We start from the raw sequence: 16,302 nt of genomic DNA on the forward strand, positions 1-16,302 counted from the left end.
CCTGCCCCGCCCACAACAAACGCGCGGGGGGGGGGGGGCGGCGCCGGAGCCCCCCCCTGGTCAACAACCGCGGGTGGGGGTTAGTCGGGCCCCCCGGAGATCTCCGGGCGCCCCTACTCGTGCCATGCGCTGGTGTCAGCTCGTCGCGTCCTCGCGGCGGACCGACAACAGGTCCTCCAGCTGTTCCTCGCGGGCCTGTGCGGCTACGAAGAGGAGTTCGTCGCCGGCTTCCAGGGAGTCGTCGGGGGTGGGGGTGAGGACTCGGGTGCCGCGGATGATGGTGACCAGAGACGTGTCCTCCGGCCATTCGACCTCGCCGACCTGGGTGCCGGCCAGGGCCGACTCCGGGGGCAGGGTCAGCTCGACCAGGTTCGCGTCGCCGTGGCTGAAGCGGAGGAGGCGGACCAGGTCGCCGACGCTCACCGCTTCCTCGACCAGGGCCGACATCAGACGCGGGGTCGAGACGGCGACGTCCACGCCCCAGGCCTCGTTGAACAGCCACTCGTTCTTGGGGTTGTTGACGCGGGCGACGACGCGTGGGACGCCGTACTCCGTCTTCGCCAGCAAGGACACGACCAGGTTCACCTTGTCGTCGCCCGTCGCGGCGATCACCACGTTGCAGCGCTGGAGGGCCGCCTCGTCCAGGGACGTGATCTCGCAGGCGTCGGCCAGCAGCCACTCCGCCTGGGGGACGCGTTCGACCGAGATGGCGGTCGGCGCCTTGTCGACGAGAAGGACCTCGTGGCCGTTCTCCAGCAGTTCGCCCGCGATCGAACGACCGACCGCGCCGGCTCCGGCGATGGCGACCCTCATCAGTGACCGCCCTCCTCGTCGGGGCCCTCGGCGAAGGACGCCTCGACCTTCTCCACGTCGTCCGTGCGCATCATCACGTGCACGAGGTCGCCCTCCTGCAACACCGTCTGGGAGGAGGGCAGCATCGCCTCACCCAGCCGGGTCAGGAACGCGACGCGGACGCCGGTCTCGTCCTGCAGCTTGCTGATCTTGTGGCCCACCCAGGCCGTGGAGGCGTGCACCTCGGCGAGCTGGACGCCGCCGGTGGGGTCGCGCCACAGCGGCTCGCTGCCCGACGGCAGCAGCCGGCGCAGCATCTGGTCGGCGGTCCAGCGGACCGTGGCGACCGTGGGGATACCGAGCCGCTGGTAGACCTCGGCGCGGCGGGGGTCGTAGATCCGGGCGGCCACGTTCTCGATGCCGAACATCTCGCGGGCGACCCGGGCGGCGATGATGTTGGAGTTGTCACCGCTGGAGACGGCGGCGAAGGCGCCCGCCTCCTCGATGCCCGCCTCGCGCAGGGTGTCCCGGTCGAAGCCGACGCCGGTGACGCGACGGCCGCCGAATCCCGAGCCGAGACGACGGAAGGCCGTGGGGTCCTGGTCGACGACGGCGACCGTGTGCCCCTGTTGCTCCAGGGTCTGGGCGAGGGTGGAACCCACTCGCCCGCAGCCCATGATGACGATGTGCACGACCGTCCTTCCGGTGTCAATAGCTACTGTTCAGCCGAAACGTCAAAAACAGGGTCTCAGACCGCCGCCCAAGCTACACACGCACGGTCCGCCAAGGGCACCCCCGTGCACGATCGCCCGTCGTATTCCGAGGTATGGACGGGTGCCGGGGGCGTGAGGGAGCGCGGGGAACGTCATGCTGTGGGGCGTCGGCGCGTCATGCCGTGGGGCGTCGGCGGCTGATCCGGCGGGCGCTGATCGCCGTGAGGACGCCGAGTCCGACGAGGGAGGCGATGGCGCCGATCAGTTCCGCGATCGCGGCCTGCATGGGGCCTCCAGAGGAAGTGGGCGGACGGTGCTCGTCGGACACGACAAGCCCCCGTCCACTGGCGGGATTCGTCATATAGACGTAAGGACGCCGTTCATTAGGCAGGAGGATGCGTCGGGTGACGCACTTCGCAGTCGGGGGCGGACGGAATTCACCCCCGGGCCCGCCGGGATTTCACCCGGATGTGCCCAGAACCAGTCGGGGCGCTTACGATCCTCTGCGTGTCCAAACTGACCGACGTGCCCAAACGGATTCTGATCGGGCGGGCGCTGCGCAGCGACCGGTTGGGCGAAACGCTCCTGCCGAAGCGCATCGCGCTCCCCGTCTTCGCCTCCGACCCGCTCTCCTCCGTGGCGTACGCCCCCGGAGAGGTGCTGCTGGTCCTCTCCATCGCGGGCGTGTCGGCCTACCACTTCAGCCCCTGGATCGCCGTCGCGGTCGTCGTACTGATGTTCACCGTGGTGGCGTCGTACCGGCAGAACGTGCACGCCTACCCGAGCGGCGGCGGCGACTACGAGGTGGCGAACACCAACCTCGGCCCCAAGGCCGGGCTCACCGTCGCCAGCGCGCTCCTCGTCGACTACGTCCTCACCGTCGCCGTGTCGATCTCCTCCGGTGTGGAGAACCTCGGCTCGGCCATCCCGTTCTTCGTCGAGAACAAGGTGCTGTGCGCGGTCGGCATCATCGTGCTGCTGACGCTGATGAACCTGCGCGGGGTGAAGGAGTCCGGGAAGCTCTTCGCGATTCCGACGTACGTCTTCGTCGTCGGTGTCTTCGCGATGATCGCCTGGGGGGCGTTCCGCGGGCTGGTGCTGGACGAGACCATGCGGGCGCCGACCGCCGATCTGGAGATCGAGGCCGAGCATCAGGGGCTCGCCGGTTTCGCGCTGGTCTTCCTGCTGCTGCGTGCCTTCTCCTCCGGCTGTGCCGCGCTCACCGGTGTCGAGGCGATCTCCAACGGCGTACCGGCCTTCCGCAAGCCCAAGTCGAAGAACGCGGCCACCACCCTGGCCCTGATGGGCTTCTTCGCGGTCACCATGTTCTGCGGGATCATCGGTCTGGCGATGGCCACCAAGGTGCGGATGGCCGAGAACCCGGCGGTCGACCTGCTGCGCGACGGCACCCCGGTCGGTGACTCCTACGTCCAGAACCCGGTGATCTCGCAGGTCGCGGCCGCCGTCTTCGGCGACGGGACCTTCTTCTTCATCCTGCTGGCCGCCGCTACCGCGCTGGTCCTCTTCCTGGCCGCGAACACCGCGTACAACGGTTTCCCGCTGCTCGGCTCGATCCTCGCCCAGGACCGCTACCTCCCGCGCCAACTGCACACCCGCGGTGACCGGCTCGCCTTCTCCAACGGCATCGTGCTGCTCGCGGGCGCCGCCGTACTGCTCGTCTGGATCTACGGCGCCGACTCCACCCGCCTCATCCAGCTGTACATCGTCGGTGTGTTCGTCTCCTTCACCCTCAGTCAGACCGGCATGGTCCGGCACTGGAACCGGCATCTGAGGACCGAGAAGGACCAGGCCAAGCGGCGCCATATGATCCGCTCCCGCGCGATCAACACCTTCGGCGCGTTCTTCACGGGGCTGGTCCTGATCGTCGTGCTCGTCACCAAGTTCACGCACGGTGCCTGGGTGGCGCTGCTCGGCATGGTGATCTTCTACGCGACGATGACGGCGATCCGTAAGCACTACGACCGGGTCGCCGAGGAGATCGCCGCGCCGGACGGCCCCAGCGACGACGTCGTACGTCCCTCCCGCGTCCACTCGGTCGTCCTGATCTCCAAGATCCACCGGCCCACCCTGCGCGCCCTCGCCTATGCCAAGCTGCTGCGCTCGCACACCCTTGAAGCGCTCAGCGTCAATGTCGACGCGGTGGAGACCAAGGCGCTCCAGGACGAGTGGAACCGGCGCGGCATCGACGTACCCCTGAAGGTCCTCGACTCGCCGTACCGGGAGGTCACGCGGCCGGTCATCGAGTACGTCAAGGGCCTGCGCAAGGAGTCTCCGCGCGACGCGGTGTCGGTCATCATCCCCGAGTACGTCGTCGGGCACTGGTACGAGCATCTGCTGCACAACCAGAGCGCGCTCCGGCTCAAGGGGCGGCTGCTGTTCACGCCGGGTGTCATGGTGACCTCCGTGCCCTACCAGCTGGAGTCCTCCGAGGTCGCCAAGCGCCGGGCGCGCAAGCGGCAGGAGTGGAGCGCGCCGGGTTCTGTGCGGCGGGGGCCGGCGCACGACCGGTCGAAGGAGCAGGCCAAGGAGTCGTCGAGCAGCAACGGCTGACGTTCTGACGTTCTGGTGGTCGCGGCCGGGTGCCTCGGTGATCAGCGACGGGGGCGTCTGCGGTCGGCGACGGGGCGTGCTTGTGGTCAACGGCCGGGCGCGGTCCACGTAGACTGGTGGGCTGTTGTCCGGCCGTCGTTGTTGTCTTTTCTCTCTTCTGGAGTCACCCGCCATGCAGGAAGAACCCAAGAAATCGCTGGTGGGGGAGGAGTACGAGGTCGAGGTCGGCCCCGTCGCCCACGGTGGCCACTGCATCGCGCGTACCGCCGAGGGCCAGGTCCTCTTCGTACGGCACGCGCTGCCCGGTGAGCGGGTCGTGGCCCGAGTGACGGAGGGCGAGGAAGGGGCGCGCTTTCTGCGTGCGGACGCGGTCTCGGTGCTCCAGGCGTCCAAGGACCGCATCGAGGCGCCCTGCCCGTACGCCGGTCCCGGTCGTTGCGGCGGCTGCGACTGGCAGCACGCCAAGCCGGGGGCGCAGCGGCGGTTCAAGGGTGAGGTGATCGCCGAGCAGTTGCGGAGGCTCGCGGGGCTCACGCCGGAGGAGGCGGGCTGGGACGGCACCGTGATGCCGGCCGAGGGCGACAAGCTTCCGGCGGGCGAGGTCCCGGCGTGGCGTACGCGTGTGCAGTACGCGGTGGACCCGGAGTCCGGTCGGGCCGGGCTGCGGCGGCACCGCTCGCACGAGGTCGAGCCGATCGACCACTGCATGATCGCGGCGCCGGGCGTGAGCGAGCTGGGCATCGAGAAGCGGGACTGGACGGGGATGGCGTCGATCGACGCGATCGCGGCGACGGGGTCGCAGGACCGGCAGGTGATTCTGACGCCGAGGCCGGGGGCCAGGCTGCCGATCGTGGAGCTGGACCGGCCGGTGAGCGTGATGCGGGTGGAGGAGTCCCGCGGACGGGAAGGTGCCGGGGGCGTGCACCGTGTGCACGGCCGCCCGTTCGTGCGCGAACGCGCCGACGACCGCACGTACCGCGTCGGCAGCGGCGGCTTCTGGCAGGTCCACCCCAAGGCCGCGGACACGCTGGTCAAGGCGGTCATGCAGGGGCTGCTGCCGCGCAAGGGGGACATGGCACTCGATCTGTACTGCGGGGTCGGCCTGTTCGCGGGCGCCCTGGCCGACCGGGTCGGCGACAAGGGGGCCGTGCTCGGGGTCGAGTCGGGCAAGCGGGCGGTGGAGGACGCGCGCCACAACCTGGCCGACTTCGAGCGGGTCCGGATCGAACAGGGCAGGGTCGAGTCGGTCCTGCCGCGCACCGGCATCACCGAGGTCGACCTCATCGTCCTGGACCCGCCCCGAGCGGGCGCCGGCCGCAAGACCGTCCAGCACCTCTCCTCCCTGTCCGCCCGCCGCATCGCGTACGTGGCGTGCGATCCGGCGGCCCTGGCCCGGGATTTGGGGTATTTCCGGGAGGGGGGGTATCGGGTGCGGACGTTGAGGGCGTTCGATCTTTTTCCGATGACGCATCATGTGGAGTGCGTCGCGATTCTGGAGCCGGTGGCGAAGGGCGCTTGACCTGGGGCTGGGGAGCACCGTTGCGCCGCAGGTTCGGGTAGCGGGCCGGGGTGGCGCGGTCGGGCCGCGTTGGTGAAAGAGGCGGTCGTCGTCGGGTGGTGGTCAGGCGGCCGTCGGGGTGCGCAGGGGGGCCAGGGCTGTGGTCCAGGCGATGACCTCGTCGAAGAGGGTGTTCAGCTGGGGCAGTTGGTGGTTGCCGGGCTTGAAGGCGGAGTAGTTCTCGAAGTCGGTGGCCAGGGTGAGTGAGACCTGTTGGCGGACGTCGGCCAGCCGCAGTTCGCCGGCGATCTGGCGGAGGTGTTCCGTGGCGCGGGTGCCGCCGGCGGCGCCGTAGGAGACGAACCCGACGGCCTTGTTGTGCCATTCGGCGTACAGGTGGTCGAGGGCGTTCTTGAGGACGCCGGGGATGCTGTGGTTGTACTCGGGTGTGACGATGACGTAGCCGTCGAACGATGCGATCGTCTTGGCCCACTGCCGGGTGTGCTCGTTCTGGTACTGGCCCATCGACGGGGGCAGCGACTCGTCGAGGTGCGGCAGGGGGTGGTCGCGCAGATCGAGCAGTTCGTAGTCGGCGTCGTCGCGCTGGGCTGCCGTTTCGTGCACCCATGAGGCGACCTGTTCGCCGTTGCGGTTGGGGCGGGTGCTGCCGAGGATGATGCCGATCCGAGTCATGGGAAAGCTCCTGTTCATGTGATGGTCGTGGCACGCCGGATGGTGAGGGGGCGGTGGGCTGCTGTCTGTGTGCGGGGGAGGGGCGCGGTCAGCGGTATTGCAGTCGGGCCTGGCGGGGGACTGTGCCGAACTTGCCGGTCTGGAAGTCGTGGAAGGCCTGTTGGATCTCGGCCCGGGTGTTCATGACCATGGGTCCGCCCATGGCGACGGGCTGGTGGATGGGTGGGCCGCTGAAGGTCATGACCACGCTGGGGGTGTCGCTGTCGGCCGCTGTGCGCAGTTCGATGACGGACCCATCCGTGACGGACAGATCCGTGACGGATGGGTCCGTGACAGACGGGGCCGTGGCCGCTACCGGGTCGGACCACGCCGTCTGCCCGGCCGCCACAGGGCGTCCGGCGATGGTCACGGCGCCCGAGAGCACGCTGAAGAACGCCCGGTCCCGGCCGGGCAGGGCGTGATCGAGGCTCTGCCCGGGCTCCAGGGTGATCACCGAACCTGAGATCGGCCAGTGGGTGAGCGCCGGGCCGGTGAGATCGCCGGCCGCGCCGGAGATGAGGTCGATCCGGGCGCCGTCGCGGTCGATGACCGGCCGGTCGGCGGCGAGGAGGTCCTGGTAGCGGCTGTCGACCAGTTTCTTCTCGGCCGGCAGGTTGACCCACAGCTGCAGTACGTGGGCGCGTTCGTTGCGGAAGGCGAGTTCGCGGTGGATGATCCCGCGGCCGGCGGTCATCCACTGGAGGTCTCCGGCTGCCAGCGTGCCGGCGTTGCCGATGCTGTCGCCGTGCTCCAGGACCCCGTCCAGCACCAGCGTGACCGTCTCCAGGCCCCGGTGCGGGTGCCACTCGAAGCCGGGCGCCGAGAACTGGTCGTCGGCCAGGACGAGGAACGGGTCGGTCAGTGCGGGGTCCTGCGGGGTGAACCACATGCTCTTGTCGTCGACCTGGGCGTCCGGGCCGAGATGCAGCTTGTCCTGAATCCGGGCGACGGATCGGCGGGCGGTGTGCTGCTGCTGGGTGTGCATCGTCTGCATGGGTCTGCCTCCACAACCCGTCGAGTTGATGTGTCACCTCGAATGTAGACCTGGCGGGGTGACACGTCAACCCGATCGGGTAGGCTGTCCGTCGTGACCCAGAAGCCACGAGGACAGCAAGGACTCAGCGCGCGTGAGCTGCACGCCTGGCAGACGTTCTTTCGGATGCAGGAGGTCCTGCGCGGGCGGATCGAGCAGCAACTGCAGGCGTGCAGCGGGCTGTCGACCGCGGACTACACCGTGCTCACCGTGCTCTCCGGCGCCGACGACGGCCGTCTGCGCGCCTATCACCTCGGCGCGATGATGGGCTGGGAGAAGAGCCGTGTGCACCACCAGCTCACCCGTATGTCCAAGCGTGGTCTCGTCGAGCGTCACAGCGGCGAGGCCCGTGCCATCTATGTCACGCTCACGTCGAAGGGGCGGGAGGCGCTGAACGAGGCGGCTCCGCAGCACAGTGAGCATGTGCGCCGGCTGTTCGTCGACTGCCTCGGTCCGGAGCGGCTGGACCGACTCGCCGACATCTCCGCCACGCTCCTGGACAACCTTGAGCGGCCGGAGAACGTCGAGGACGTCTGCGCCGACGAGGACTGAACCGAGGGCGTCTGTGCCGGCCAGAGGTGAACCGAGGGTGTCTGCGCCGGTGGAGGCTGAACGCCGCCGGGGCGGGGTGCCTCAGGGCGTGAGGATGACCTTGCCGATGTTGCGGCGTTCGGTCAGACGGCGGTGCGCGTCCGCGGCCCGGCTGAACGGGTAGACGCTGTCGATGCGCGGTTTGATCGCGCCTTGCCGCAACAGCGCGGCGAGTGCCTGGAGTTCCTCACGCAGAAGGTCGGGGCGGGTCCACAGCCCTCCGATGTCGATGCCGCTGATGGTGTGGTTGCGGTTCATCAGGCTCAGAGGGGTGAACCAGGGCACCTTGGGGAAGTTGCGGGCCAGACGGACGATGCTGCGCCGTTCGCCGCCGGTCGCGTTGGCGAAGCCGTACGCGACGAGGTGTCCGGCGGGGCGCAGCAGCCGCAGGCCGCGCTTCCAGTCGCTGCCGCCGAGCGGGTCCAGGACCAGGTCGACGCCCTCGCCGCCCGTGAGGTCGCGTACGCGGGTGGCGTAGTCCTCGGTGCGGTGGTCGATCGGGTGGGTGCAGCCTTCGGCGCGCAGGACGTCGTGCTTGGCGCCCGAGGCCGTGCCGAAGGTGACGACGCCGGGCACGGTACGGCAGAGCTGGAGCACGGCGATGCCGACGCCGCCGGCCGCGCCGTGCACCAACACCCGCTGACCGGGGCGGAGATGCGAGAGGCGGAACAGCATGTGGTACGCGGTGACGTAGTTCAGCCCCAGTGCCGCGCCCTCCTCGAAGGTCACGTCGTCGGGCAGCTCGATCACCTGGCCGACGGGGGCGCAGACGGTCTCCGCCTGTCCGCCGAACCGCATCAGAGCGGCGACCCGTTGCCCGACCAGCGGCGCGGAGACCTCGGCTCCGACCTCGTCCACGACACCCGCCACCTCGTAACCCACCACGCTGGGCGGTTTCGGGGCGCTGGGGTAGAGCCCCTGACGGGCCAGCACGTCGGCGAAGTTCAGCCCGGCGGCCTCGACCTGGATGCGTACCTCCCCCGGGCCGGGCCGGGGTGCCGGGCTGTCGCGTACGGCGAGCACCTCGGGGCCGCCGGTCTTGGTTATCCAGATCGCGCGCATCACACACCCACACCCATCGCCGCAGTGTCGTCCATCGGCCGCCAATGTATGCACTGATAACAATGTAGTCAATGGAAACAATGTGTGCGTTGTTTACATCTGGCTAGAGTGAGGGCATGAAAACCCGCCCTTACCACCACGGAGACCTCCGCGCCGCACTGCTGACGCTCGCCGAGCGGACCCTGCGTGAGAAGGGGCCGGGGGCGCTGTCGCTGCGCGAGCTGGCTCGTGAGGCCGGGGTCAGCCCGGCCGCGCCGAGCCGTCATTTCAAGGGCAAGCAGGCCCTGTTGGACGCGCTGGCGCTGGCAGGGCTCGGTCGCCTCGCCTCCGAGCTGGCCACGGCACTGGAGCAGGCCGGCGACTCGTTCGCCGACCGGCTGACCGCGTTCGCCCGCGCCTACGTGGGCTTCGCCACCGCCAACGCGGCGCTACTGGACCTGATGTACGCGGTCAGGCCGGACCCCGTCACTCCGCGGGAACTGGTCGTGGCCAAGCAGCGTCTGTCCGCCATGGCCGCCGATGTGATCCGCGACGGGCAGCGGCGCGGCGAGGTCCGCGAGGGCGCTGTGGATCGGCTCGCCGTACCGGTCAGCGCCGCGCTGCAAGGACTCGTCGCACTCGCGGCGAGCGGCTGTATCGCTGCCGATGGGATCGAGCAGGGCGTGGACGACACGATCGCGGCCATCCTGCGCGGCTACGCGCCGTGAGGCGGGTGAGGGCCTTTCGTTGTGGCCGCGCGGCAACCCGCCCTGCATAGGCGTCGAATACGGCGGCATCCGTGTTGCTCGTCGTGTGCCTTTCCCGGGCCGTCTCGGGTACGCGGAAATGTCGTCGCGGCACCGTGAGTTCCTGCGGATGAATCCGCCGGGAGACGTCAGGGCAATGGGGACATAATCTCTGTCAATCGTCCGTGCCCCAGGTTCCGTGCGGCGTCGAAGGCCTGGGCGGGCGCGCCGAACGACTTCGTCGTGGAGGCGGTCCGGGTGTGGCCAGCCCATCGGTCTTCGCCGTTCCCCTCGTGGCCATAGCCGCTCTTTATATCCCCATTCGCCATGATCCTCTACCGGGTTCGTCCGGGGCGGCCTACCGTGCAGGCGGAGCCGCGCGCGGTATTTCTATGGATATCCGCGTCCTTTTCTCTTTCAAGGAGGGATTCTCGTGTCCCAAGACGCCGATCACATGCACAGGGCCGCACAAGTGGCGGAGCCCGGAGCCGCCGTGCGGGTCGTCCCCGTGAGGGAGCGGGCACCCGGGATCGGTGAGGTGCGCATCGCCGTGGAGGCGGCCGGTATCTGCGGCGCCGACATCGGTACCGTCCGCAACCCTGCTCCGGCAACCGGCTTCCCGGTCACTCCGGGCCACGAGGTCGCCGGTGTGATCGCGGAGGTCGGCCCTGAGGTGAAGGGGTGGGAGGTGGGGGAGCGGGTGGCCGTCGGCTGGTTCGGCGGCAGCTGCGGGCACTGCTCCGCCTGTCGTACCGGGGATGTCGTCCACTGTCCGGAGCGGAAGATCCCGGGCATGTCGTATCCCGGTGGCTGGTCGAGCACCATCACGGTTCCCGCCACCACTCTCGCCCGGATTCCCGAGGGGCTGTCCGCGGCGGAGGCCGCGCCCTTCGGTTGTGCCGCCGTCACCACCTTCAACGCCCTGCGGCACTCCGGTGCCGGCCCGGGTGACCTGGTCGCCGTCCTCGGGATCGGTGGTCTGGGGCATCTGGCGGTGCAGTTCGCCGCGGCGATGGGGTTCGAGACGGTGGCGATCGGCCGGGGCGAGGAGAAGCGTAAGCTCGCCGAGGAACTGGGCGCGCGGCACTACATCGACACCGAGCTGCAGGAAGCCGGGGCGGCGTTGCGGGAGTTGGGCGGGGCGCGGCTGATCCTTTCCACGGCCTCCAGCAGCAAGCCGCTGGCCGAACTGGTGGACGGGCTGGCCCCGCACGGGCGGCTGACCGTCGTCGGCTTCGACGGCGCTCCCCTGCAACTGCCCCTGGCCAAGCTCGTCATGGGCGCCCGCAGCGTCACCGGTCATCTCACCGGCAGCCCCGCCGACACCGAACAGGCCATGCGCTTCGCCGTCGCCACCGGTGTCCGCCCGCAGGTGCAGACCGTCCCGCTGGAGGAGGCGCAGCGGGCGCTCGACACCCAGCAAGAGGGCAGGGCCCGGTTCCGGATGGTCCTCACCACCGGCGCGTAACGGCAGTCGGGGAGGAGTGACCATGGTTCAGCATGATGGCCACGACGTCGTCGTGGTCGGTGCCGGGATCGCCGGACTCACCGCGACCGCCGCACTGGTCGCCGCCGGGCGCGACGCCGTGTGTCTGGAGGCCCGTGAGCGCGTCGGCGGGCGCCTGCTCAGCACGGCCGTCCCGCCCGGAGCCCTCGATCTGGGGGCCACCTGGTACTGGGACGGGGAGCGGCGCGTCGCGGATCTCGCCGTGCGCCTCGGTATCGGCACCTTCGAGCAGCATCTCGCGGGGGACACGCTCGTACAGGACGCCACCGGCGTACGACGGCTGCGCGGCAACCTGATCGACGCCCCCGCCCGCCGCTTCGCACCGGGGGCCCAAGCCCTGGCCCGCGCGCTCGCGGCCGAACTTCCCGTGGACGTCGTACGACTGGACAGTCCCGTCACCGCGATCCAGCCGCGCGCCACCGGCGGCCTCGAAGTCCGTACGCCGGGCGCGGTGCTGCACGCGGAGCACGTCGTGGTGGCCGTACCTCCCGCGCTCGCCCTCGCACGCATCGACTTCGGCTCGGGGCTGTCGCCGGAGCTGGTCCGTCTGGCGCGGGAAACGCCCGTGTGGATGGGGGCGGTCGCCAAGGTCGTCGCCCGCTACCCCGCCGCCTTCTGGCGTGAGGCGGGGCTCGCCGGCGCGGCGGTCGGCAGGACCGGCCCGTTGCAGGAGCTGCACGACATGTCGGGGCCCGACGGGAAGCCCGCCGCGCTGTTCGGCTTCGCCCCGGCCCAGGCGGTCGGTCCCGGATTCGAGCGGGCGGTCACCGCCCAACTGGCACAGCTCTTCGGCCCGGCCGCCGCCGAGCCCGAGGCGCTCCACGTCCAGGACTGGAGCGGCGAGCCGTGGACCGCCCCGCCGGCCGTGCACCGCCTCGCGGACTACTCCCTGTTCGGCCACCCCCTCTACCAACGGCCCGCGCTGGACGGCAGGCTGCACTGGGCCTCGACCGAGACCGCCGACCAGTACGCCGGACACATCGAGGGCGCCCTGGCCGCCGCCGAGCGAGCGGCCGGCACAGTCCTGTCCCTGCCCCTGCCCCTGACCCGAGACGAGGCGAACTCATGCTCCCGATAGACGCGTTGCTGCGCGAGTACGACCGGGCCCGCGCCTACACCGACGACCTGTGGAAGGACCTCACCCCCGACGAGGTGACCTGGCGCCCGCACGAGAACTCCAGCGCCATCGGCTGGCATCTCGGCCACCAGGCCCATGTCGCCCACTTCATGATCCGCAACCTCACCGCGGCCGAGCCCAGCCCCGACCCGGAACTGGACGCCCTCATGGACTCGGCGAACCCGGAGAAGTTCCGCGGCGCACTGCCCACGGTCACCCGGCTCACCGCCTTCCGCGACACCGTCGCCGAACGCGTCCACGCCCGCATCGGCGACATCGCCGCCGGCCGGGTCGGTGCTCCCGGCCAACTCGCCGTCGTGGCCACCCACTTGCTCACCGCGCTCATCAACCACGAGTACCAGCACGACCAGTGGATCAGCGAGGTCCGCGCGGGCGACCTCGGCCACGCCCTCCCGTCCGACCCCGACAGCGAACACCTGCGCCGTGTCGACGGCTACCTCGTCGTAGATGTTCCGTAGCCACAGGAGGCACTCACCCGTGACAAGCACCGCCCCGGGCACCACCGCCGGTATGTCCCCGCGGCCCGAGGCGCAGCGTCGCGTCCTCGCCGTCCTGGTCAGCAGCCAGATCCTGAGCGGGGCCGGGCTCGCGGCCGGTATCACCGTCGGAGCCCTGCTCGCGCAGGACATGCTCGGCTCCACCGACCTCGCGGGTCTGCCCAGCGCGCTGTTCACCGCCGGTTCCGCCCTCGCCGCCGTCGCCATCGGCCGGATCTCCCAGGCCAGGGGCCGCCGGCCGGGTCTGGCCGCGGGATATCTGACCGGGGCCGTCGGCAGCGCGGGCGTTCTCGCGGCCGCCGTCGCCGACAACCCCGTACTGCTCTTCGCCGCCCTGTTCGTCTACGGCGCGGGTACGGCCACCAACCTCCAGGCCCGGTACGCCGGAGCCGACCTCGCCGACCCCGCCCACCGTGCCCGCGCCGTCTCCACCGTCCTGGTCGCCACCACCCTCGGCGGTGTCGTCGGCCCCAACCTGGCCGCACCCACCGGCGACCTCGCCGACAGCCTCGGCATCCCCGCCCTGGCCGGGCCGTTCCTGCTCTCCGGCATCGCCTACGCGCTCGCCGCCCTCGTCCTCGCCGTCTGGCTGCGCCCCGACCCGCTGCTGCTCGCCCGCAGCCTCGACCTCCAGCAGCCGACGCCGGTGACCGGGGCGAAGACGCGAGGGCCGGGGCTGATACCGGGCGCCCTGACGATGGTCCTCACTCAGCTCGTCATGGTCGCGATCATGACGATGACCCCCGTGCACATGCACGACCACGGCCATGGCACCGCCGCGTCCGGGCTGGTGATCGCCATCCACGTGGGTGCCATGTATCTGCCGTCACCGCTGACCGGCTGGCTCTGCGACCTGCACGGCCGTACCGCGATCGCCGTCGCCTCCGGCCTCACCCTTCTCGCGGCCGGAATCCTGGCCGCCCTGGCCCCGGCGGACTCCGTCGCCCTGCTCGCCCTGGCCCTCGCCCTGCTGGGGCTCGGCTGGAACCTCGGCCTGGTCTCCGGCACCGCGATGATCACCGACGCCGTGCCGGTGGCCACCCGCGCCAGGACCCAGGGCACGGTCGACGTGGCCATCGCCATCGCCGGCGCCACCGGCGGCCTCTCCTCCGGCCTCGTCGTCTCCGCCGCCGGCTACCCCGTCCTCGCCCTCACCGGCGGCATCCTCGCCCTCGCGGTCCTCCCCGCCGTCGTGGCCACCGCGCGCGGCCGGTGAGCCTGCCCGGTGGCGACCGGTGAGCCCGCCCGATGCAGGGCGCTCGCGTGTGCTGCGGACAGGGGCATGACCGCTCACACCAGCAGGAGCGTCTTGCCGATCGTCGTCCTGGCTTCCATGGCGGCGTGGGCGTCGGCCGCGCGTTCCAGCGGGAACGTCTGTCCGATCACCGGCCGCAGCCGCCCGGCCACGGCCTCCTCCAGCGCGGTGACCGCCAGCTCACGCAGGTTCAGCCCCATCTCCATCACCTGCCGCAGGCCGAGCACGGTGACACCCCGAGCCGCGAGCGCCGAGGCGTCCGTGTACGCGCCGTCGGCCGCGCCGGTCTGAACGAATCGCCCGCCGGCCTCGACCAGAGAGGCCGCCGCCGTGCCGATGTCGCCGCCCACGCCGTCGAACACCACGTCGACGGCCGCGCCGCCGGTGAGCGTGCGGACCCGCTCGGTCCAGTCGGGCCGCCCGTAGTTCACCGCCCGCGCGCCCGCCTCCCGCACGGCCGGGAGCTTGGCGTCGCTGCCCACCGCCCCGATCACCTTCGCGCCGGCGTTCAGGGCGCGTTGCACCAGAAGGCCGCCCAGGCCGCCGGCCGCGGCCTCGACCAGTACCCACTCCTCCGGCTTCGGGGCGGCCAGCCGGGACATGGCCAGCGCGGCCGCGCCGTCGGTGAGCAACGCCACCGCGTCGGCGGTGGACAGCGCCGCCGGGATCGGGATCACCTGGTCGACGGTGAGCACCGCCTGCTCCGCATAGCCCCCCGTGCCGTTGGTCTGGCCCATCACCCGCCGACCGAGCAGACCCGGGTCGACGTTCGGGCCGACCTCGGTGATCACACCTCCGATCCCGCTGCCGGGCACATAGGGCGGGGTGGGCAACGGCAGGGGGAGGGGAGCGCGGCCGGCCCGTATCTGGGTCTCGACGAACACCACGTTCACCGCTTCCACGGCCACCACGACCTGCCCCTCGCCGGGCTCCGGATCAGGGGCCTCACCGGCCACCAGCACTGACGGATCTCCGAACTCGGTCAAACGGATCGCTCGCATGGGCAGTCGGGGCACGATGCCCTTTCGGGTCCGTGGCCCCGTCCTCCTTTCACCTTCGTATGGGTGGGCGGATGTGCAGATGTATGGGGCGGCGTCGACGTTTTGGGGGAGGCCCAGACGTGTGGGGGAGGGGAGCAGAAGGCCGTCGTCACCGCCCGTGGGCGGGCGGCCCGGGTACCTCGTGGGACGAGGGCGGGGGCAGGGTGGTGGGGGCGGGGCGCAGCCCGTCGGCGAGCAGGGCGAGGTAGCGGCGGTGGTCCGCGCCGTCCCGATCGCCGGCGTGCGCGGTGGCCATGGTCATGACGATGACGGCGACCAGGTCCCGCACCTCCAGCTCCGGCCGTACGGCCTCGGCCTCGATCGCGCGGTTCAACAGGGCGCGCATGGAGCGCAGGAAGTGCTGGGCGGTGTCGTTGGCGAAGGCCTGGAACTCCAGGGCGAGCGAGTGGATCGTCGGCCGCCGGACGAGTTGGTCGATGGCGGCCGAGAGCGCGTCGACGAGGTCCTGCCAGGGGTCGTCGGTGCGTACGGTGGTCACGGGCTCGATCTCGGTGGCCAGGAGATGGTCGAAGACGGCCCGGATGAGCTGGTCGCGATTGCCGAAGCGGCGGTAGAGCGTCATCACGCTCACGTCCGCCCGCTCGGCGATCTGCTCCAGCGTCGCCTGCGGCCCGATCTCCTCGAAAGCCTCGACCGCGGCGCCGACGATCCGCTGGTGGTTGCGGGCGGCATCCGCCCTCAGCGGCCGTGCGCTCACCAGGTCACCCGCAGGGTGTTCAAGCCGTACACGGAGCTGAAGACCTTGAAGTCGGCCTGCTCGTCGGGGTCGGCCAGGGCCAGGCCGGGGAAGCGCCGCAGCAGGGCCGGGAAGGCGACGCGCATCTCCAGCCGCGCCAGCGGCGCCCCCAGACAGTGGTGCACACCATGGCCGAAGGCCAGGTGACCGACTGCTCCCCGGGTGATGTCGAGGGTGTCCGGATCGTCGCGGAAGGCGGGGTCGCGGTTGGCGGCGGGAGGGGTGAGGATCAGCAGCGAGTCCGCGGGGATGGCGTGCCCGGCGAGCCGCACGTCCGTGGTGGTCATGCGCGCGATCGACGGTCCCTGGACGATGGACAGCCAGCGCAGCAGCTCCTCGACGGCGGGTTCGACCAGCGCCGGGTCCTCGCGGATCAGCGCCAGTTGCTGCG

The 16,302-nt window shown here is 70.9% G+C and carries 16 protein-coding genes; 8 read left to right on the forward strand and 8 right to left on the reverse strand.

Translation table 11 applies throughout. The annotated features are described in order from the left end of the window. Positions 1-135 precede the first annotated feature (135 nt). Positions 136-813, reverse strand: coding sequence for a potassium channel family protein (locus ACWD4G_RS31705; RefSeq protein ID WP_451299500.1), 678 nt, complete (start codon positions 811-813; stop codon positions 136-138). Beyond that, on the reverse strand, positions 813-1,484 hold the full coding sequence (locus ACWD4G_RS31710; protein WP_451299502.1) for an NAD-binding protein: 672 nt from the start codon (positions 1,482-1,484) through the stop codon (positions 813-815). Before ACWD4G_RS31710 ends, ACWD4G_RS31705 begins: the two co-directional genes overlap by 1 nt. Positions 1,485-2,012: 528 nt before the next feature. Here ACWD4G_RS31710 and ACWD4G_RS31715 point away from each other — a divergent pair. Next, positions 2,013-4,076: an APC family permease gene (locus ACWD4G_RS31715; RefSeq protein ID WP_451299504.1), complete on the forward strand. Its 2,064-nt coding sequence runs from the start codon at positions 2,013-2,015 to the stop codon at positions 4,074-4,076. A 172-nt stretch (positions 4,077-4,248) separates the two neighbouring features. Beyond that, positions 4,249-5,595 carry a class I SAM-dependent RNA methyltransferase gene (locus tag ACWD4G_RS31720; RefSeq protein ID WP_451299506.1) on the forward strand — a complete coding sequence of 449 codons (1,347 nt, stop codon included), beginning with the start codon at positions 4,249-4,251 and terminating at the stop codon, positions 5,593-5,595. Positions 5,596-5,697: 102 nt separating this feature from the next. Here the strand turns inward: ACWD4G_RS31720 and ACWD4G_RS31725 are convergent, their stop codons facing one another. Both ACWD4G_RS31725 and ACWD4G_RS31730 read right to left on the reverse strand, forming a co-directional pair. Then, on the reverse strand, positions 5,698-6,267 hold the full coding sequence (locus ACWD4G_RS31725) for an NADPH-dependent FMN reductase (RefSeq protein ID WP_451299508.1): 570 nt from the start codon (positions 6,265-6,267) through the stop codon (positions 5,698-5,700). Between the two features lie 88 nt (positions 6,268-6,355). Further along, positions 6,356-7,300: a pirin family protein gene (locus ACWD4G_RS31730; RefSeq protein WP_451299510.1), complete on the reverse strand. Its 945-nt coding sequence runs from the start codon at positions 7,298-7,300 to the stop codon at positions 6,356-6,358. Between the two features lie 93 nt (positions 7,301-7,393). On the opposite strand from ACWD4G_RS31730, the gene ACWD4G_RS31735 reads away from it, so the two are divergent. Then, positions 7,394-7,891: a MarR family winged helix-turn-helix transcriptional regulator gene (locus ACWD4G_RS31735; RefSeq protein WP_451299512.1), complete on the forward strand. Its 498-nt coding sequence runs from the start codon at positions 7,394-7,396 to the stop codon at positions 7,889-7,891. Between the two features lie 81 nt (positions 7,892-7,972). Here ACWD4G_RS31735 and ACWD4G_RS31740 read toward each other — a convergent pair whose 3' ends face one another. Beyond that, positions 7,973-8,992 (reverse strand): synaptic vesicle VAT-1 family membrane protein, encoded by a 1,020-nt coding sequence (locus ACWD4G_RS31740; protein ID WP_451299514.1) that lies wholly within the window; start codon positions 8,990-8,992, stop codon positions 7,973-7,975. Between the two features lie 116 nt (positions 8,993-9,108). Here ACWD4G_RS31740 and ACWD4G_RS31745 point away from each other — a divergent pair, with 116 nt between their 5' ends. From ACWD4G_RS31745 to ACWD4G_RS31765, 5 genes are all read left to right on the forward strand, one after another. Then, complete coding sequence (locus ACWD4G_RS31745; protein ID WP_451299516.1) at positions 9,109-9,699, forward strand: TetR/AcrR family transcriptional regulator; 591 nt, start codon at positions 9,109-9,111, stop codon at positions 9,697-9,699. Between the two features lie 451 nt (positions 9,700-10,150). Then, positions 10,151-11,185, forward strand: coding sequence for an alcohol dehydrogenase catalytic domain-containing protein (locus ACWD4G_RS31750; RefSeq protein WP_451299518.1), 1,035 nt, complete (start codon positions 10,151-10,153; stop codon positions 11,183-11,185). Between the two features lie 22 nt (positions 11,186-11,207). Continuing rightward, a complete protein-coding gene (locus ACWD4G_RS31755) occupies positions 11,208-12,302 on the forward strand; it encodes a flavin monoamine oxidase family protein (protein ID WP_451299520.1) in 1,095 nt (364 codons plus the stop codon). Further along, positions 12,290-12,820: a DinB family protein gene (locus tag ACWD4G_RS31760; RefSeq protein WP_451299522.1), complete on the forward strand. Its 531-nt coding sequence runs from the start codon at positions 12,290-12,292 to the stop codon at positions 12,818-12,820. Before ACWD4G_RS31755 ends, ACWD4G_RS31760 begins: the two co-directional genes overlap by 13 nt. 19 nt (positions 12,821-12,839) lie before the next feature. Continuing rightward, a complete protein-coding gene (locus ACWD4G_RS31765) occupies positions 12,840-14,075 on the forward strand; it encodes an MFS transporter (protein WP_451299524.1) in 1,236 nt (411 codons plus the stop codon). Positions 14,076-14,149: 74 nt separating this feature from the next. Here the strand turns inward: ACWD4G_RS31765 and ACWD4G_RS31770 are convergent, their stop codons facing one another. From ACWD4G_RS31770 to ACWD4G_RS31780, 3 genes are all read right to left on the reverse strand, one after another. After that, entirely contained in the window at positions 14,150-15,115 is a 966-nt protein-coding gene (locus ACWD4G_RS31770) for a zinc-binding dehydrogenase (RefSeq protein ID WP_451299526.1), read from the reverse strand. A 148-nt stretch (positions 15,116-15,263) separates the two neighbouring features. Beyond that, entirely contained in the window at positions 15,264-15,872 is a 609-nt protein-coding gene (locus tag ACWD4G_RS31775) for a TetR/AcrR family transcriptional regulator (RefSeq protein WP_451299528.1), read from the reverse strand. Beyond that, on the reverse strand, positions 15,869-16,302 hold a 434-nt coding region (locus ACWD4G_RS31780; protein ID WP_451299530.1), incomplete at its 5' end, for a cytochrome P450. The genes ACWD4G_RS31780 and ACWD4G_RS31775, both read right to left, overlap by 4 nt.

This window comes from Streptomyces sp. NPDC002643, from assembly GCF_053592555.1.